The organism is Streptomyces populi, from assembly GCF_002911015.1.
Taxonomy (GTDB): Bacteria; Actinomycetota; Actinomycetes; order Streptomycetales; family Streptomycetaceae; genus Streptomyces; species Streptomyces populi.
This window is the reverse complement of the sequence record NZ_KZ626915.1, coordinates 1-17,570: the sequence shown is the minus strand read 5'-3', so window position 1 is coordinate 17,570 and position 17,570 is coordinate 1. Positions and strand designations below refer to the sequence as shown.

The following is a 17,570-nucleotide window of genomic DNA, read 5'->3' as shown; positions in this document are numbered from 1 at the left end:
CACATGAAGGCCGCGTACGCAGGCACGACGGGGCGCTCGGGGCCGCCTTCGCGAAGGGGTCTCTGTGATCCATGTCGCGGCTTCCGGAGGGAACCGGACCCTCGGTCGGCTGTCGATTTCCGGGCAAAAGGGGTGAATGGCTCGAGAGGGGTGGGGTTCCTCGTGTCCCCGGCGAGGGTGGCCGTGTCTCGCAAGGTCCTGATATGGGTTGACATAAGGGATCTGTGAGACACGAGCCAGTCAATGGGTCGGGAGGGTCGACGGAGCGTGGCGAACGTGGGGCGCGGCGGGCGGCCGGGCGACGGCTTCGTGGGAGCACCGGAGACGGTGCGGGCACGGCTGCGCGCGCTCCGTGCCGGGCTCTGGGCCGTCGCCGTCGTACTGGCCGCACGACAGGCGGCCGCCGTCTTCAGCGCGCCCAGGGCGGACCGGCTGACGGATCTGGAGACCTGGGTAGGCCCGAACGGCGTACTGCACGTGAAGGGATCGCTCTACGAGTCGACGCGGTTCACCGGCACCCCGTTCGGCGGCCTCGTCCTCAAACCCCTCACCCGGGCGGCCGAACAGACCCTCGGCTGGGGCTGGACCTTCGGCACCCTGCTCCTGGTCGTGGCGCTCGGCCTGGTCGCCGCCCGCGCCCTGCCGCCTCCCGTGAGCCGCCGTACGTCACTGCTCGCCGCCCCCGTGGCCGTCAGCCTGCTGATGCTGTCGCTCCCCGTGCGCAACGCCCTCCACCTCGGCCAGACCGGCATCATCCCGGTGCTGCTCGTCCTGCTCGGCTGTTTCGCCGTCCGCGGGGAGCGCGCCTGCGGGGTGCTCATCGGGCTCGCGGCGGCCCTCCAGCCGACCGTGCTGCTCTTCGGGCCGCTGCTCTGGTTCACCGGGCGCCGCCGCGCCGCCGTCTCCACCGGGACCGCCTTCGCCGCGCTCACCGCGCTCGCCTGGGCCGTGATGCCGCGCGACTCGAACAGGTACTGGGTGCACCACCTGGCGGGCGCCGGCCTGGGCGAGAACGCCGGCGACGCCGCCAACCAGTCCCTGCACGGCGCGCTGCTGCGGCTCGGCCTCACCGGACCGCCGGAGACCGGGCTCTTCCTGGCGCTCGGCGCGGCCGTCGCCGTCGTCGGACTCCGTCGCGCGGTGCGCTGCGCCCGGGACGGGCAGCTGCTGCTCGCCGTCGCGGTGACCGGCTGCGTCGCCGTCGCGGTCTCGCCCGCCACCTGGCGGCACCAGGCACTGTGGGTACTGCTCGCGCTCGTCGGCCGGGTCGGCCGGAAGGCCTCCGACCGTTATGTGTGGCCGGTCGCGGTCGTCCTCGTGATGACGCTGCCCGCCCGGATGATGCTGCCGAACATGCCGGTGCTCGACCCGCTGCGCGACAACGTGGTGCTGATCGCCGCGCTGGCCGCCGCCACCGTCGTACCGTTCCTGTCCCGTACCTCCGCGCACTACCGGACCCCGGTCCCGGCGGACCGCGCGGCGCGCGTCCCCACCCGGTGGAAACGGATCCCGCTGCTGCCGTCCGGCCGGGTCCTCACCCGCCCGAACCTGCTGCTCGAACTGCTCCTGATCCGTGTCGGGTACTCCGCCTACCAGCAGGTCAGGCTCGCCGCGACGGGCGGCACCATCTCGGGCGGCCGGGCCGCCGCCGAGCACCACGGCGGCCAGGTCGCCGCCGTCGAGGGCTTCCTGCGCCTGGACATCGAGCACTGGGTCAACCACGCGGCGGTGAGGACACCCTTCCTGCGGGACTTCTTCGACTTCTACTACGAGTCGTTCCACTTCGGCGTCCCGCTCGCCGTCCTCGGTGTGCTCTACGTCCGCCGCCCCGCCGACTTCCGCTGGGCCCGCTCCGGCCTCGCCCTCGCCACCCTGCTCGCCCTCGTCGGGTTCTGGCTCTACCCGCTCGCCCCGCCGCGCCTGATGCCGGGCCTCGGGATCATCGACACCGTGCACGGTGTGCAGGACTTCTCCAAACCGGACTACGGCACGCTCACCGCGCTGACCAACCAGTACGCGGCGATGCCCTCGCTGCACTTCGGCTGGTCCCTGTGGTGCGGGGTCGTCGTCGCGGTGCTGGCGCCCCGGTGGTGGATGAAGGCGCTCGGCCTGCTGCACCCGCTCCTGACGTTCTCCGCGATCGTGGCGACCGGCAACCACTGGGTCCTGGACGCCGTCGGCGGCGCGGCCGTGGTCGCCACGGGCTTCGCGCTGACCCGTCTCGTCCAGGGCCCGCGTGTCCGGACGGCCGTGGAACCGGTCGGGTCCGGCGCGGAGCCGCCGGTCGGGGCGGTGGGCCGGACATCTGGCTGATCCGGGCGGGAGTTGATCCGGGTGGGGGGTGATTCGGGCGGAGGCTGATTCGGTCGTGTTGATCCGGGCGGTAGCTGATTCGGGCGTGTCTCCGGGGCGGGTGGTGCGTGCCGCCGTGCGTGGCCGTGGGTCTCGGGGGAGGCAGGAGCGGGCGCGGGGGATGCCCCTGCCTCCCTCGGGACGGGCCGACGGTGCCGGGAGGCCGTCGGCCCGAGCGCGGGACGCCCGCTACGCGTGAGCGACCTGGAGTTCCTTGACGCCGTTCAGCCAGGCGGAGCGGAGGCGGCGCGGGGCGCCCGCCAGCCGCAGGTCCGGCATCGCGTCGGCGATCGCGTCGAAGATCAGGTCGATCTCCAGCGTGGCCAGGGACTTGCCGAGGCAGAAGTGCGGACCGCCGCCGCCGAAGCCGAGGTGCGGGTTGGGGTCACGGGTGATGTCGAAGACCTCGGGGCGCTCGAACACCTCGGGGTCGTTGTTGGCGGAGGAGTAGAAGACGCCGACCCGGTCGCCCTTCCTGATCCGCCGTCCGCCCAGTTCGGTGTCCTGGGTCGCGGTGCGCTGGAAGGCGACGACGGGGGTCGCCCAGCGGACGATCTCCTCGGCGGTGGTCCTCGGCCGTTCCCGCTTGTAGAGGTCCCACTGGTCGGGGTGGGTGAGCAGGGCGTGCATCCCGTGCGTGATGGCGTTGCGGGTCGTCTCGTTGCCGGCGACCGCCAGCAGCAGGACGAAGAAGCCGAACTCGTCGGAGGCGAGGTTCCCCTGGTCCTCCGCCGCCACCAGTGTGCTGACGATGTCCTTGGCGGGGCACCGCTTGCGGTCCGCCGCCATGTTCATCGCGTACGAGATGAGCTCGGTGGCCGACTCGGCGCCGATCTCCTCGGTGATCGCGTACTCCGGATCGTCGTACGCCACCATCTTGTTGGACCAGTCGAAGATCTTGACGCGGTCCTCCTGCGGGACGCCGATGAGCTCGGCTATCGCCTGTAGCGGCAGTTCGCAGGCGACCTGGGTGACGAAGTCGAAGGAGCCGTCGGGGGCTGCCCCGGCGAGCGCGTTCGCGACGATCGAGGCGGCGCGGGCGCGGAGCGCGTCCTCCAGGGAGCGGATGGCGCGCGGGGTGAAGCCGCGCTGCACGATCTGGCGGACCCGGGTGTGTTCGGGCGGGTCCATGTTGAGCATGATGAGCCGCTGGACCTCGATCTGTTCGCGCTGGATGTGCTCGTTGAAGCGGATGACGGCGGTGTTGAGGAACGAGGAGAACAACTCGGGGTGCGTCGAGACGTACTTGACGTCCGCGTGCCGGGTGACGGCCCAGTAGCCGTCGTCCTCGAAGCCGGCGACACCGGGCTGTTGCGGGATCCAGCGGACCGGTTCGGACCGGCGCAGCTCGGCGAACTCCGGGAGGGGCACGCGGTGGTGCAGCACGTCGGGGTCGGTGAAATCGAACCCGTCTGGCAGCGCTGGACAGGGCATCGGCAACTCCAGGGGCGCTTCTGACGGTCCATCAGGAACATGGAATCGCCGTGAAGGTAGTAACGGGTTCTACAAGTGGCAAGAGGCGCGGGCCTCCCAATTACGTGCGGGGTTCGTGCGGATCGCGGCTTCGGGAGCTGCACGACCCTTGCGGCGCGGGGGGTTCGCTCAGCAAACTGCACAAAGAACTGGTACACGTTCTAGTTCTGCGCGGTGGGTGGGCCGGGACGCCCCGCGCTGCGCGGGTCAGCTGGGCCTGGCCGCCGGACAGGCCTGAGGAGAGGACGAGCCCCCATGGCCGCGGAACCCGTGATCGTCGAAGCCGTACGGACCCCCATCGGCAAGCGCGGCGGCGCGCTCGCCAATCTGCACCCCGCCTATCTCCTGGGCGAGACCTACCGTGAACTCCTCGGCCGCACCGGCATCCCCGCCGACTGCGTCGAGCAGATCGTCGGCGGCACGGTGACCCACGCCGGCGAGCAGTCGATGAACCCCGCGCGCACGGCCTGGCTGACGGTGGGGCTGCCCTACGAGACGGCGGCGACGACGGTCGACTGCCAGTGCGGCTCCTCGCAGCAGGCCTCGCACATGACCGCCAACATGATCGCGGCGGGCGTCATCGACGTCGGGATCAGCTGCGGTGTCGAGGCGATGTCGCGGGTGCCGCTGGGGTCGGGGTCCAAGCACGGGCCCGGCAAGCCGTTCCCCGACGAGTGGAACGTCGACCTGCCGAACCAGTTCGAGGCGGCCGAACGGATCGCGCGTCACCGCGGGCTGACGCGCGAGAACGTCGACTCGCTCGGGCTCATCTCGCAGGAGCGGGCGGCCGTCGCCTGGTCCGAGGAGCGGTTCAAGCGCGAGACGTACGCCGTGCAGGTGCCCACCACCGAGGACGAGCAGCGGGCCGGGCAGGGCATGTGGCGGCTCGTCGACCGTGACGAGGGGCTGCGCGACACGTCCATGGAGGCGCTGGCGAAGCTGAAGCCCGTGATGCCGACGGCCGTTCACACCGCCGGCAACTCCTCGCAGATCTCCGACGGCGCGGCCGCCATCCTGTGGGCGTCCAAGCGGATGGCGCGGGCGCTGAAGCTGCGGCCGCGGGCGCGGATCGTGGCCCAGGCGCTGGTGGGCTCCGACCCGCACTTCCACCTGGACGGCCCGATCGACGCCACCCGGGCCGTGCTCGGCAAGGCCGGGATGTCGCTGAAGGACATCGACCTCGTCGAGATCAACGAGGCCTTCGCGTCCGTCGTGCTGAGCTGGGCGCAGGTCTTCGGGCAGGACCTGGAGAAGGTGAACGTGAACGGGGGCTCGATCGCGCTCGGGCACCCGGTGGGGGCGACGGGGGCGCGGCTCATCACCACGGCGTTGCATGAACTGGAGCGTGCGGACAAGGAGTTCGCGCTGATCACGATGTGTGCGGGTGGGGGGCTGGCTACGGGGACGATCATTCAGCGGTTGTGAGATGCAGGTGCGCTGCGCCGGCGGGTGCGCTGCGGGTGCGGGTGCGGGTGCGGGTGCGCTGCGGGTGCGGGTGCTGGGTTCGGTGCCGGGTTCGTGCGGGGTCACTCCCGGCCGGAGGTCGTTGCCGCCAGGGTCGCCGGTACGAGCGCGGCGATCAGCAGGGGGAGGGCGAGGCCCTGGTGCAGGACCAGCCACGCGCCGAGCAGGGCGCCTGCCGCCATCGCCAGTACGGAGGCGGTCCGGCGCGGGGAGTGACGGCCCGCGCCGCCGCCGAGGCGGGAGTCGGCGGCCAGGCCCGTCAGGGTCATGGTCAGGACGGTGGTCGTCAGGTCGGCGATGCCGAGCCTGCGGACCGTCGCGTTGCGCAGGCCCATCGCGAAGGCCGTGACGGCGATCACGGTGTACGTGGTGGCGGTGGCGTGCGGGGCGGCGAAGGCGGCCGCCGCGCACGCCGCCGTCAGGACGGCCTCGGCGGTGAACGTGGCGCGGGCCCAGGTGCGGCGGGAGCCGTCGGCGAGCCGTACCGCCGTTCGTCCGCCGGTCACCGCTCCGGCGAGGAAGCAGCACAGCGAGGTGAGGGTGTGCGGTACGGAGAAACCGGGCGCTCCGGCGGCCGCGAAGCCGAGCACCACCACGTTGCCGGTCATGTTCGCGGTGAAGACGTGGCCGAGGCCCAGGTAGCTCACGGCGTCGATGAGCCCGCTGACCACGGTCAGCGAGAGCAGCGCGGGGACGAGTCGCAGGCCTCGTGACTCCGGGTCGTGCGTCTGCGTGGTCATGGGCGCCAGTCCACCACGGGTTCGCTTGCGTCGGCGTTCGCGGTGTCGGTCCGGTGGGGGCCGGGGCCGTGCCGGTGCATCAGCCCGTCGCCGTCGGGTGAGGGGTGGGCGTCGGTGGCGACGGGCATCGATGTACCGGCGCGGCCCCTCGCGTGCGTACCTGGCTGCGGGTGATCGGTGGCTCGGGTGCAGTCCCTCGCGGGCGTGGAGATCCAGCCCCTCCGGCGTTCGAGGAGCGGGGGTCCGGGGGCGGGGAGACGCTCGTGGGTGTGCCGGGGCAGGGGGCTTGCGGCACGGTGGCGGGCTTGCCCGGGGCGGGTACGGGAAAGGCGGCAGCCCCGGAACGGGGTGCCGCCTCGCGTGTGCCGGGCTGATCAGTACCAGCCGTTGGCCTGCCAGAAGCTCCAGGCGCCGGCCGGGCTGCCGTAGCGGGAGTTCATGTAGTCCAGACCCCACTTGATCTGGGTCTTGGGGTTGGTCTTCCAGTCGGCGCCGGCGGAGGCCATCTTCGAACCGGGCAGGGCCTGGACCAGGCCGTACGCGCCGGAGGAGGCGTTGGTGGCGCTGACGTTCCAGCCGCTCTCGTGCTCGACGATCTTGCTGAAGGCGTTGAACTGCGAGGCGTCCGGAATCATCTCGTGGGCGATCGACTTCGCGGCGGAGGCGCTGGTCGGCGCGGCGGCCTGGGCGGGCGCCGCGGCCAGGACCATGCCGGCGGTGGCGGCGGCCACGGCGGTACCGGCGAGGGCCTTCTTCGGGGAGGAGACGATGCGGCGGAGAGCGGAGACGGACACGGAGAACCTGTTTCTTCGGGGGCATGGGGTCGCTCGTGCGCCGTGTCCACGTGGTGTGTGGAAGGAGCGGCGTACGTCGGCGCCGCGGCCCGTGGGGGCTCGTGGCGCCTGGCGACGTCCTCAAGACAAACAGGATCCGAACCCGTCCGCAATGACCCCTTTTACTAGTTGTGGTCGCATTCGGGGTGGAAGTCTGTTGTGTGATGTGGCTCTCAAAGTGCAGGTCAGAGGCCTTAATGGCGCGGGCATGACATGCTTTTCGGTCTACGAGGCTGCTTCGTATGTGACGTGGGTCCTGTGGGCCTCTTCACCCCGGGTACGACGGACGGTACGGGGGAGGCCACGCGGTGCTGCCGGGTGGTGTGACGTGGGTCCCGGATCACCGGGGGTCGAACGTGACCGGGCTCTCGAAGGCCGCCCGGCGCGTGGCCCGGCGCAGGGCCTTGAGCAGGGTCGTGCCGACCGTCAGGGTCAGGACGACGGTGACGACCGCCCGTCCCAGGTCCCAGCCGAGGGACGTGGCCAGGCAGTACGCGACGAAGCGGGCGAGGTTGGCGGGCAGGGCGGCGTGCGGGTCGAAGGCGATGTTCGAGGCCAGCGCGTCCATGAAGGGCCAGCCGGCCAGGTTCATGACGGTGCCGTAGGCGAAGGCGGCGAGGAAGCCGTATCCGGCGAGCATCAGCAGTTCCGCGCGGCCGCGCAGCCGGTCGGGGCCCGGCAGGAGACCCGCCCCCATCGTGAACCAGCCCATGGCCAGCATCTGGAAGGGCATCCAGGGCCCCACCCCGCCGGTCAGCAGGGCTGAGGCGAACATCGTCACGGACCCGAGGACGTAGCCGAACCCCGGCCCGAGCACCCGGCCGCTCAGCACCATGAGGAAGAACATCGGCTCGATGCCCGCGGTCCCGGCTCCGATCGGGCGCAGCGCGGCGCCGGTCGCGGCCAGCACGCCGAGCATGGCCACCGCCTTCGGGCCGAGTCCCGACTCGGAGATCGTCGCCGCGACCACCGCGACCAGCAGGACCAGGAGCCCCGCGAACAGCCACGGGGCGTCCTGGGCGTGCGCGCTGACCTGGGAGCCGGGCCCGGCGAACAGCGGCCAGGCGAATCCGGCGGCTCCGGTGGCACTGACCAGGGCCAGGGCGGCCGTGGAACGCGGGCCGAGACGGACGGCCCGGGCCTGGGGCTGGGGGCGGGCGGCGGTCATGCGAGGGCCCTTCTGACCTGGGCGACGGTGAGCCACGGCTCGGGGGCCAGGACCTTGGCGACCTGCGGGGCGAAGGACGGGGACGCGACGACCACCTCGGCGGTGGGACCGTCGGCGACGACCTCGCCGTCCGCGAGGATCACCACCCGGTCGGCGAGCTCGGCGGCGAGTTCCACGTCGTGGGTGGCCAGCACGATGGCGTGCCCCTCGGCCGCGAGAGCACGCAGCACGGTGACGAGCCGGGCCTTGGCCGCGTAGTCGAGGCCGCGGGTCGGCTCGTCGAGGAGCAGCAGCGGGGGGCGGGCGGTGAGGACGACGGCCAGCGCCAGCGCCAGCCGCTGCCCCTCCGACAGGTCACGGGGGTGCGTGTCGTCCGCGATGTCCGGCAGCAGCTCGGAGACCAGCGCCCGGCAGGTTCCGGCGGCGGCCCCGGCGTCCTCGTCGGCCGCCGCGCACTCGGCGGCCACCGTGTCCGCGTACAGCAGGTCCCGCGGCTCCTGCGGTACGAGTCCCACCCGGCGTACGAGGTCGCGCGGTGCCGTCCGGTGGGGTGCCGCCCCGCCGACGCGTACGGAACCGGCCGTCGGTTCGACCAGCCCGACCAGCGCCGCGAGCAGCGTCGACTTCCCGGCGCCGTTGCGGCCCATCAGCGCGATGGTCTCGCCCGGCCACGTGGTCAGGCCGACCCGGCGCAGTGCTTCGACGCGTCCGCGTCGGACGGCCAGCGACTCCACGACGGCCGCCTCCGCCGACGGCGGGGCGGTCGCCGGACCGCGTCCGCGCAGGAGGCGGGTGAGGGGGGAAGGGGAGGGGGCGGGGCGTACGGGTGCCGGAGGGAGGGGAGCGGTTGGGGCGGCCGGTTGCGGAGGTGCCGCGGTGAGGCGTTCGCGCAGGGTGCCCGCCCGGCGTCTCGCGTCGCGCACGGTCAGGGGGAGCGGGGACCAGCCGGCCAGCCGGCCGAGGTCCACCACCGGCGGGTACACCGGGGAGACGGCCATGATCTCGGCCGGGGTGCCGACGGTCAGGGGAGCGCCCGGCGCGGGGAGGAGGGCGAGCCGGTCGGCGTACTGGACGACGCGTTCCAGGCGGTGCTCGGCCATCAGGACCGTGGTGCCGAGGTCGTGGACCAGGCGCTGCAGGACGGCGAGGACCTCCTCGGCGGCTCCGGGGTCCAGGGCCGAGGTGGGTTCGTCGAGGACCAGGACCCGCGGGTGCGGGGTGAGCACCGACCCGATCGCGACCCGCTGCTGCTGGCCGCCGGAGAGGGTGGCGATCGGGCGGTCGCGGAGCTCGGCCAGCGAGAGGAGGTCGAGGGTCTCCTCGACGCGTCGGCGCATCACGGCGGGCGGCAGGCCCAGCGACTCCATGCCGTAGGCGAGTTCGTCCTCCACCGTGTCCGTCACGAAGTGGGACAGCGGGTCCTGGCCCACCGTACCGACCACGTCCGCGAGTTCGCGCGGCTTGTGGGTGCGGGTGTCGCGCCCCGCGACGGTGACCCGGCCGCGCAGTGTTCCACCCGTGAAGTGCGGGACCAGTCCGCTCACCGCGCCCAGCACCGTCGACTTGCCGACGCCGGACGGGCCGACCAGCAGCACCAGTTCGCCCTCCGGGACCTCGAGGTCCACGCCCCGGACGGAGGGTCCGGCCGCTCCGGCGTACGTCACGGAGACATCCTCGAAGCGGATCACGATGACTCCTCGGGGGCAGGGGCGGGGGTTCGCCGGGGGGCCGGGGCCGTGAAGGCGGGGAGCAGGCCGAGCAGGATCGCCGCCGCCGGCCGGAGGGGGAGGTCGGGGGCGACCAGGGGGACGACGCCGGGGCGCAGCCCGGCGGGGTCCTGGGAGGCGGCCAGGATCATCAGGGCCGCGACCGCGATGCCCGATCCGGCGACCAGCCAGGCCCGGACGCCCCAGCGGTCCGGGCGGTACCGCGTCCGCGGCGAGCGGCGGCCGCCCAGCCACAGGCCGCCGAGCGCCGCGCCGAGTCCGGCCAGCAGGACCGGAAGGCCGTAGCTGTCGCCCGCCGCGGTCAGCAGTCCGTAGGTGCCGGCGCAGACGCCGAGCAGGCCGCCGAGGGTGAGGGCCCCGGTGGTCCGGCGGACGGCGGCCGGGACCTCGGCCGTGCGCCCGTACCCGCGCGCGTCCATCGCCGCGGCCAGCGCGACCGAGCGTTCCAGTGCGCCCTCCAGGACCGGGAGTCCGACGTGCAGCAGGCCGCGCAGCCCCCGGTCGGGGCGGCCGCGGAGCCGGCGCGCGGCGCGCAGCCGCTGGACGTCGGCGATCAGGTGCGGGGCGAAGGTGAGCGCGACGACCACCGCGACGCCCGCCTCGTACAGCGCTCCCGGCAGCGATTTGAGCAGCCGCGCCGGGTTCGCCAGCGCGTTGGCCGCGCCGACGCAGACGAGGAGCGCGGCCAGCTTCAGGCCGTCGTAGAGCGCGAAGAGCAGGCCCTCGGCGGTGACCCGGCCGCCGATGCGCACCCCCTGCGCCCAGTGCGGGAGGGGGATCTCGGGGAGCGTGACGATCACGTGCGTGCCGGGGATCGGGGAGCCGAGGAGGACGGCGAAGGCCAGGCGGACCACGAGGACGGCCGCGGCCAGTCTCACGAACGCGGTGTAGGAGCGGGCCCAGGGGGCGTCGGTGCGGTGGGTGGCCACGACGAAGCCGGCCACCGCCATGAGCAGGGCGAGCAGGAGGGGGTTGGTGGTGCGGGAGGCCGCCGTGCCGAGCCCCAGGGCCCAGATCCACCAGGCGCCGGGGTGCAGGGCGTTCGCGCGGGTGGCGGCGGGGGCGGTGGTGCGGAGGGTGCGGCTCGTTCTGCCGGTACGGGGCGCCGGTCCCGTGCGGCTGCGGCGTGCCGGTCCCGTGCGGCTGCCGCTCGGCGACGGCTCCGTCGGACCGGCGTCCGTCGATCGCCCGGCCGGGGCGGTGCCCGGGCGTGATGTCGCCCCGGACGTGGCCGGGGCCGGGTGCCGGGGGTCCGGTTTGCCGGGTGTCCGGGGTTGTTCGGGCAGGGGGGAGTCCCGCCTCGTCGCGGGGCGGTCGTCCATGGAGGTGGTGGGGTGGTCGGCGTCGGTCATGACCTGTCTAGCCCTTGCGCCGACGGGCCTGCCAGACGGCCGCCGCGCCCAGCGCGGCCACCGCCGCCCCTCCCGCCAGCAGGCCCACGGAGGGGCCGTGTCCGGCCGGTGCGGAGGCGTGCGGTTTCGCGGTCGGGGTCGGGCCGCCGGCCGCGACCGGGTCGCCGCAGCCCGTCCTCGGATAGCCCGTGATGGCGCACAGCAGGGCGTTGGTGTCGTAGCGCAGCGGACTCGCGACCGCCGCCAGGGCCTCCGCGGTGGTCGCGTCGGGGGCGACCCGGGCGCAGGCGGTGCGCGCGGACGGGGGCGTCTCGCCGGAGGGCGCGTCGGCGGCCGTGCCCGGGTCGATGACCAGGGCCACCCGCTTCTTGCCGTGCCGGGCGGGCGTCTTGGCGCATATCGCGGCGAACTCCCGCTCCCCGCGCGGCTGTACGGCGTGCTGGGAGTCCTCGCTCACCGCGAAGCGGAAGCCCTGGACGTCGCCGTCGGACGGACGCGCGGTCGACGGGCCCTGGGTGGCGTACGTCCACTTCCCGCCGGTCAGGTCCCAGAAGGACCAGTAGCGGTAGCCGACGGCCCGGGCCTGCCCCGCGCCGCCGAGGGCGAGGAGCAGGAGGGCCAGCGCGAGGGCCAGGGCGGGCGCGGCCGTCCGACGGCCGGTCACAGCTGCTGCTTCTTGTTGCGGCCGCTGATCAGGAAGCCGATGCCGATGCCCGCGACCAGGCCGACGCCGATGATCCACCAGACGCCGAGGCCGTCGCCGTCGTCCTTCTTCTCGTCGTTCTTCTTCTCGCTCGGGCTCGCCGTGGCGCCGGCCGCGACCGGTCCCGGGCCCGTGGCGGCGAGCTGGGCGACCAGGTCCTTGCCGCCGAAGTCACGCGGGTCGGTGCCGGTGGCGTGCGCGGCGAAGATGAGCTGCGCGTACGCGGCCGGGCCCGACTTGGCCGCCCAGTCGGCGGAGTTCTTCTCCAGCCAGGCGAGCGGCTTCTGCGCGTCCTTCGTCGCGCCGATGGCCGCCAGGGCCACGACCGCGTCGGCCGTGTTGCCGTAGTCGGGCTGGTCCTTGGCGCCGGGGAGCGCGGACTTCAGGTACGAGGTCTTGGCCATGGTCTTGGCGAGGTAGTTGGCGCCGTTGCCCGCCGCGTCCGCCAGGTCGGGCTCGTAGCCGACGTGGCAGCCCGTGAGGTCGAACGTCTTGCCGGGCTCCGCCACGAAGCCCTGGCCCATGCCGGCGGTCACGCCGGCCGCGGTCGCGTCCGCGTTCGCCGCCAGCTTGCCCTTCTTGTCGGGCTGGTAGGCGAAGGCGCCCTCGCCCTCGGAGTCGCAGGCCGTCGACAGCTTCAGCAGGGCGTCGTAGGGGGACTTGCCGTCCTTGGTGACGCTCGCGGGCTTCGTGCCGAGGGCCTTCAGCGCGCCGATCACGACGGACGTCGAGTTGGTGTCGCTGGGTCCGCCGGGCATGTAGCCCCAGCCGCCGTCCTTGTTCTGCACGGACTTCAGCCAGGTCACGGCCTTGCCGGTGGCGTCGTCGTGTCCGCCGAGCGCGCCGAGCGCCTGGACGGCGGCGGCGGTGCTGTTGGTGTCGACCTGGGTCTTCGCGTCGCACGCGGCACTCGCGTCGGCGCGGTACGCGGCGAAGGCGCCGTTCGCGCACTGCTGGCCGGTCAGCCAGCCGATGGCCGAGGAGGCCGGGCTCTGGCCGACGGTGTGCTGGGCGAGCAGCGCGAGCGACTGGCGCCAGACGCCGTCGTAGGTCGGGTCGGTGGAGCCGAACAGGCCCGAGGGGCGCGCCACCGAGGGGGACGGCGAGGGGGACGAACCGGCGGCGGACGCGGCCGGTGCGGCGACCGCCCCGATGACGGCGGTGGCGGCCAGTACCGCTGCGGTGCGGCGAACAGACATGACTCTCCCTGCGGGGAGCCGGGCAGCACCGGGCACGCTCAGGCATCCGGGCGGCTCCGGCTCCGTATCCCTCGACGGTGCCGGCCGTCGGCGGGCTGCCGAGGGCACGAGCCGGTCACGTCCCGTGCGAGGCGATCCGGCTCACCACCGAAGTGGCTCACGGTTGCGGGTCAGCGCCGGATTTGCACCGGCTTCTCCTCGTAAGGGTGTGATGACGACGCGCACACTCTACCGGCCGCCCGGATTCCGCCGGGTGTCGCCTGGGGCACGGTCCCGAAGTGACCTGGGCGACATCCGCTAGGTTCGGGTCATGCGTACGGGGAGACTGCTCGGCTCGGGGCGTTCGGCGGATGTCTACGAGATCGACGAGGCGTGGGTGCTGCGGCGGGACCGCGCGGGCTGGGGCGACGCGACGGCCGAGGCGGCGGTGATGCAGCACGTGCGCTCGCACGGTTATCCGGTGCCGGGTGTGCGGGCCGCGACCCGCGGGGACCTGGTGATGGAGCGGCTGTCCGGGCCGACCATGCTGGAGGCCTTCGGCCAGGGCCTGCTCTCCGCCCAGGAGGCGGGCCTCGTCCTGGCCCGGCTGCTGCGCAAACTGCACGCCGTGCCCGCCCGGCTCTCCGCCGACCCCGCCGTCCGCGTTCTGCACCTGGACCTGCACCCCGACAACGTGATGCTCACCCCGGACGGGCCGAAGGTCATCGACTGGTCCAACGCCGAGGAGGGGGCGCCCGGTCTCGACTGGGCCATGTCCGCCGTGATCCTCGCCCAGGTCGCCGTCGGCGGCGAGGCGATCGGGGACGTGGCCGAGGAGACGCTGGAGGCGCTGCTCGACGGGAACGAGGACCAGGTGACCGAGGCGGGGCTCGTGGAGGCGGGGGCGCGCCGGGCGGCCAATCCGACGATGAGTACCCGGGAGGTCGAACTCCTGGGAGAAGCGGACGGCTTGATACGGGCGCTGCTGGGCTGAGCGGTCGGCGGTCGGCGGTCGTGGGCGTGGGTGCGGGAGAGGTGCGCGACCGGTCGGTCGTGGGTGCCGGCGGGCTGGGCGGCGGGTGTGGTCCGGGCCCGGCCGGGCCGGTGTCGTGCGGCGGGCTCACACCGCCACGTACGTCACCGGATCGCTGTCCGTCACCGCCTCCGCCCGGCCCAGTTTCACCAGCCGTCGTATGTGGGCCTCCGCCTCGGAGACCGCGATGTTGCGCGATCCGTGGGGGATGTCGGCCCACGGGCGGTTCCATTCCATGCGTTCGGCGAGCTGCCAGGGCGTGAGCGGGACGGAGAGGAGCGCGAGCAGGCCGGTGAGCCGCTCCTCGTGGTGCGCGAGCAGCTCCGCCACGCGGGAGGGCGCGTCGGTGAACGCGTGCTGGTGGGCCGGGAGCACCTCGGCGGGGCCGAGCCGGCCGACGCGCTCCAGGGAGTCGAGGTAGTCGCCGAGCGGGTCGGCGATCTCGCCGAGGCCCTCGATCCCGTTCGCGTGGACGGGGCGCCCGTGGGTGTCCGGGTCCTCGTAGAGACCGATGTGCGGGGTGATCCTCGGCAGCAGGTGGTCGCCGGAGAACAGGCGTCCGTTGCCGGGCAGCCGGTCCGGGTGGGTCTCCTCCAGGTGCAGGCACACGTGCCCGGGCGTGTGGCCGGGGGTCCAGATCGCGCGCAGCCTGCGGCCGGGCAGGGGCAGGAGTTCGCCGGGGACGATCTCACGGTCGGGCAGCGCGGGGGAGAAGCCGGGCAGGGTGCCGGTGCGGCGGACCGACCGGTGTGTCCCGCGGAGCGGGGCGATGTGTTCCTCGGGGGCGCCGGAGGCCTCCAGTTTGGCGGCCATGTACCCGAACCAGCCCTCGGGGCGGGTCTCCCGGGTGCGCCGGACGATCGCCGCGTCGGCGGCGTGCATCGCGATCCAGGCGCCGGACGCCTCGCGGACCCGGCCCGACAGGCCGTGGTGGTCGGGGTGGTGGTGGGTGACGACGACGCCGTGGATCTCCTCGACGGCCGTTCCGCAGGCGGTGATTCCCCGGACGAGGGTGTCCCAGGACGCGGGGTCGTCCCAGCCCGTGTCGACGAGCACGGGTCCGGCGTCGGTGTCGGCCAGGTACACCAGCGTGTGGCCGAGCGGATTGTCCGGGATGGGGACCCTGATCGACCGTACGCCCCCGCCGTGATCGGTCACCTGCGTCATGCGCTTCCACCCGTCGCCGATTCCCGCCACTATAACTAGAACGGGTTCCAATGGGAGCCCGGGTCGACCGTTTCGTCCGGACGGGCGGCGGTGTCCGCGCCGTGGACTCATCTCGCGGGAACTGGTATCAGTTCTCGTATCTGATGAACCGTCAGACAAGGTGCCAGAGAGCGTCCTTGGGAGGCAGTCGGCCATGACCGGGCTCGTGGAACACGGACAGCTGTTCATCGGCGGGGAGTTGACCGACCCGCTCGGCGAGGACGTCATCGAGGTGATCTCCCCGCACACCGAGGAGGTCATCGGACGGGTGCCGCACGCCTCGGCGGCGGACGTCGACCGGGCCGTCGCCGCGGCGCGCCGGGCCTTCGACGAGGGGCCCTGGCCGCGCATGAGCCTCGACGAGCGGATCGCGGTCGTGACCCGGATCAAGGACGCCATCGCCGTGCAGCACGAGGAGATCGCCCGTGTCATCTCCTCCGAGAACGGCTCCCCCTATTCCTGGAGCGTCCTCGCGCAGGCCCTCGGCGCGATGATGGTGTGGGACGCGGCGATCACCGTCGCGCGCGGCTACACGTACGAGGAGACCCGCGACGGAGTCCTCGGCAAACTCCTCGTCCGCCGTGAGCCGGTGGGTGTGGTGGCGGCCGTGGCGCCGTGGAACGTCCCGCAGTTCGTGGCGGCGGCCAAGCTCGCGCCCGCGCTGCTGACCGGCTGCTCCGTCGTGCTGAAGCCGTCGCCCGAATCGCCCCTGGACGCCTATCTGCTCGGCGAGATCGCGAAGGAGGCCGGGCTGCCCGAGGGTGTGCTGTCGATCCTCCCGGCCGACCGCGAGGTCAGCGAGTACCTGGTCGGACACCCCGGCGTCGACAAGGTCTCCTTCACCGGCTCGGTCGCCGCCGGCAAACGGGTCATGGAGGTCGCCTCCCGCCATCTCACGCGGGTGACACTGGAGTTGGGCGGCAAGTCGGCGGCCGTGGTGCTGCCCGACGCGGACCTCGCCACCTCGGTGCCCGGGATCGTCTCGGCGGCCTGGATGAACAACGGCCAGGCCTGCGTGGCCCAGACCCGCATCCTCGTGCCCCGCTCGCGCTACGACGAGTTCGCGGACGCCTTCGCCGCGGCGGCGGACGCGCTGGTCGTCGGCGACCCGCTCGACCCGGCCACCCAGGTCGGCCCGCTGGTCGCCGAGCGGCAGCAGCGGCGCAACCTCGACTACATCCGCATCGGCCAGGAGGAGGGGGCCAAGGTCCTGGCCGGCGGCGGGCGTCCGCGGGGGCTGGACCGCGGCTGGTACGTCGAGCCGACCCTGTTCGGGGACGTCGACAACTCGATGCGGATCGCCCGGGAGGAGATCTTCGGACCGGTGATCTGTCTGCTCCCCTACGGCGACGAGGCCGAGGCCGTGAGGATCGCCAACGACTCCGACTACGGGCTGAGCGGCAGCGTCTGGACGGCGGACGTCGCCCATGGCATCGACATCGCCCGGCAGGTCCGTACCGGCACCTACTCGGTGAACACCTTCAGCCTCGACATGCTGGGCCCCTTCGGCGGCTACAAGAACTCGGGCCTGGGGCGGGAGTTCGGACCCGAGGGGTACGGCGAGTACCTGGAGCACAAGATGATCCACCTCCCGGCCGGCTGGGAGGCCTGAGGATGGGCGACCGCTGGCGGGTCGGGGTCGACCGTTCCGTCTGCATCGGCTCGGCCCAGTGCGTCCACCTCGCCCCGGACGCCTTCCGCCTCGACTCCGCCATGCAGTCCCACCCCGTCGAGCCGGAGACCGACGCCAACGAGAAGATCCTCGAGGCGGCCGAGGGCTGTCCGGTCGAGGCCGTCATGATCTCACTGCTGGCCGGCGGCGAGCCGGTGTTCCCGCCGGAGGAATAGGCCGCGGGCCGGGGAGGGCCCGCTCCCCGGATATCCTCCAGCCGTTTCGACGGATCGACCGGGACGGGAAGCGTGCAGAAGTCCGAGGCCAGGAAACTGATCGGGGAAGCGGTGAAGGCGTGGGAGGCCGAGGAGTGGCAGCGCTCCGCCGACCTCTACGAGCAGGTGCTCGCGCGGTTCCCCGACGAGGAGCCGAGCGCGGTGTGGTGGTACGACGCCGCGCTCGCCCACAAGTTCCTGCGCAACTGGGACAAGGCCCTCGACCTCGGCCGGGAGGCGGCGGCCCGCTCCCCGCGCGGCGAGGGCGATCCCGCCTACTGGAACCTCGGCATCGCCGCCACGATCCTGCGGGACTGGACGACCGCCCGCGACGCCTGGGACGGCTTCGGCATCGAGCTCCCCGAGGGGGAGGGTGAGATCGCGGGCCGTTTCGGCGCCGCCTGCGTACGGCTGGACACCGACGGCGAGCGGGAGGTCGTGTGGATCGAGCGGT

The 17,570-nt window shown here is 73.3% G+C and carries 15 protein-coding genes; 6 read left to right on the top strand and 9 right to left on the bottom strand.

Going from position 1 to position 17,570, the window contains the following annotated elements; all coding sequences use genetic code 11:
* Nucleotides 1-267: 267 nt before the first annotated feature.
* Nucleotides 268-2,313, top strand: coding sequence for a bifunctional glycosyltransferase 87/phosphatase PAP2 family protein (locus CW362_RS29860; protein ID WP_240658105.1), 2,046 nt, complete (start codon nucleotides 268-270; stop codon nucleotides 2,311-2,313).
* A gap of 228 nt (nucleotides 2,314-2,541) precedes the next feature.
* On the opposite strand, the gene CW362_RS29855 is transcribed toward CW362_RS29860, so the two are convergent.
* Nucleotides 2,542-3,786, bottom strand: a complete 1,245-nt coding sequence (locus tag CW362_RS29855; RefSeq protein WP_103552720.1) for a cytochrome P450 — start codon at nucleotides 3,784-3,786, stop codon at nucleotides 2,542-2,544.
* Between the two features lie 294 nt (nucleotides 3,787-4,080).
* On the opposite strand from CW362_RS29855, the gene CW362_RS29850 reads away from it, so the two are divergent.
* The gene (locus CW362_RS29850) at nucleotides 4,081-5,250 is read left to right on the top strand and encodes a steroid 3-ketoacyl-CoA thiolase (protein WP_103552719.1); all 1,170 of its coding nucleotides are present in this window, start codon (nucleotides 4,081-4,083) and stop codon (nucleotides 5,248-5,250) included.
* A gap of 101 nt (nucleotides 5,251-5,351) precedes the next feature.
* Here CW362_RS29850 and CW362_RS29845 read toward each other — a convergent pair whose 3' ends face one another.
* The 7 genes from CW362_RS29845 to CW362_RS29815 all read right to left on the bottom strand — a co-directional run bounded on the left by CW362_RS29845 (nucleotide 5,352) and on the right by CW362_RS29815 (nucleotide 13,011).
* Entirely contained in the window at nucleotides 5,352-6,029 is a 678-nt protein-coding gene (locus tag CW362_RS29845; protein ID WP_103552718.1) for a YoaK family protein, read from the bottom strand.
* 374 nt (nucleotides 6,030-6,403) lie between these two features.
* Complete coding sequence (locus CW362_RS29840) at nucleotides 6,404-6,823, bottom strand: aggregation-promoting factor C-terminal-like domain-containing protein (RefSeq protein ID WP_103552717.1); 420 nt, start codon at nucleotides 6,821-6,823, stop codon at nucleotides 6,404-6,406.
* A gap of 379 nt (nucleotides 6,824-7,202) precedes the next feature.
* Nucleotides 7,203-8,030, bottom strand: a complete 828-nt coding sequence (locus tag CW362_RS29835) for an ECF transporter S component (protein WP_103552716.1) — start codon at nucleotides 8,028-8,030, stop codon at nucleotides 7,203-7,205.
* Nucleotides 8,027-9,718, bottom strand: a complete 1,692-nt coding sequence (locus tag CW362_RS29830) for an ABC transporter ATP-binding protein (RefSeq protein WP_103552715.1) — start codon at nucleotides 9,716-9,718, stop codon at nucleotides 8,027-8,029. The genes CW362_RS29835 and CW362_RS29830 overlap by 4 nt, the downstream gene beginning before the upstream one ends.
* Entirely contained in the window at nucleotides 9,715-11,109 is a 1,395-nt protein-coding gene (locus CW362_RS29825; protein WP_240658104.1) for an energy-coupling factor transporter transmembrane component T, read from the bottom strand. The genes CW362_RS29830 and CW362_RS29825 overlap by 4 nt, the downstream gene beginning before the upstream one ends.
* A 7-nt stretch (nucleotides 11,110-11,116) precedes the next feature.
* Nucleotides 11,117-11,773, bottom strand: coding sequence for an SCO2322 family protein (locus CW362_RS29820; RefSeq protein ID WP_103552714.1), 657 nt, complete (start codon nucleotides 11,771-11,773; stop codon nucleotides 11,117-11,119).
* Entirely contained in the window at nucleotides 11,770-13,011 is a 1,242-nt protein-coding gene (locus tag CW362_RS29815) for a prenyltransferase/squalene oxidase repeat-containing protein (RefSeq protein ID WP_103552713.1), read from the bottom strand. Before CW362_RS29815 ends, CW362_RS29820 begins: the two co-directional genes overlap by 4 nt.
* Before the next feature lie 310 nt (nucleotides 13,012-13,321).
* On the opposite strand from CW362_RS29815, the gene CW362_RS29810 reads away from it, so the two are divergent.
* Nucleotides 13,322-13,984: a phosphotransferase gene (locus CW362_RS29810; protein ID WP_103552712.1), complete on the top strand. Its 663-nt coding sequence runs from the start codon at nucleotides 13,322-13,324 to the stop codon at nucleotides 13,982-13,984.
* 126 nt (nucleotides 13,985-14,110) lie between these two features.
* Here the strand turns inward: CW362_RS29810 and CW362_RS29805 are convergent, their stop codons facing one another.
* The gene (locus CW362_RS29805) at nucleotides 14,111-15,190 is read right to left on the bottom strand and encodes an MBL fold metallo-hydrolase (RefSeq protein ID WP_103552711.1); all 1,080 of its coding nucleotides are present in this window, start codon (nucleotides 15,188-15,190) and stop codon (nucleotides 14,111-14,113) included.
* Nucleotides 15,191-15,383: 193 nt separating this feature from the next.
* On the opposite strand from CW362_RS29805, the gene CW362_RS29800 reads away from it, so the two are divergent.
* From CW362_RS29800 to CW362_RS29790, 3 genes are all read left to right on the top strand, one after another.
* The gene (locus CW362_RS29800) at nucleotides 15,384-16,841 is read left to right on the top strand and encodes an aldehyde dehydrogenase (RefSeq protein ID WP_103552710.1); all 1,458 of its coding nucleotides are present in this window, start codon (nucleotides 15,384-15,386) and stop codon (nucleotides 16,839-16,841) included.
* A 2-nt stretch (nucleotides 16,842-16,843) separates the two neighbouring features.
* Entirely contained in the window at nucleotides 16,844-17,077 is a 234-nt protein-coding gene (locus CW362_RS29795; protein WP_103552709.1) for a ferredoxin, read from the top strand.
* Nucleotides 17,078-17,149: 72 nt separating this feature from the next.
* The coding region (locus tag CW362_RS29790; protein ID WP_420856884.1) for a tetratricopeptide repeat protein at nucleotides 17,150-17,570 on the top strand (421 nt) is incomplete at its 3' end.

Coding starts and splice junctions, on each gene's coding strand:
- CW362_RS29855 (WP_103552720.1), bottom strand. CDS start 3,786: ATGCCCTGTCCAGCGCTGCCAGACGGGTTCGATTTCACCGACCCCGAC.
- CW362_RS29825 (WP_240658104.1), bottom strand. CDS start 11,109: ATGACCGACGCCGACCACCCCACCACCTCCATGGACGACCGCCCCGCG.
- CW362_RS29815 (WP_103552713.1), bottom strand. CDS start 13,011: ATGTCTGTTCGCCGCACCGCAGCGGTACTGGCCGCCACCGCCGTCATC.
- CW362_RS29805 (WP_103552711.1), bottom strand. CDS start 15,190: ATGACGCAGGTGACCGATCACGGCGGGGGCGTACGGTCGATCAGGGTC.
- CW362_RS29800 (WP_103552710.1), top strand. CDS start 15,384: ATGACCGGGCTCGTGGAACACGGACAGCTGTTCATCGGCGGGGAGTTG.
- CW362_RS29795 (WP_103552709.1), top strand. CDS start 16,844: ATGGGCGACCGCTGGCGGGTCGGGGTCGACCGTTCCGTCTGCATCGGC.
- CW362_RS29850 (WP_103552719.1), top strand. CDS start 4,081: ATGGCCGCGGAACCCGTGATCGTCGAAGCCGTACGGACCCCCATCGGC.
- CW362_RS29845 (WP_103552718.1), bottom strand. CDS start 6,029: ATGACCACGCAGACGCACGACCCGGAGTCACGAGGCCTGCGACTCGTC.
- CW362_RS29835 (WP_103552716.1), bottom strand. CDS start 8,030: ATGACCGCCGCCCGCCCCCAGCCCCAGGCCCGGGCCGTCCGTCTCGGC.
- CW362_RS29810 (WP_103552712.1), top strand. CDS start 13,322: ATGCGTACGGGGAGACTGCTCGGCTCGGGGCGTTCGGCGGATGTCTAC.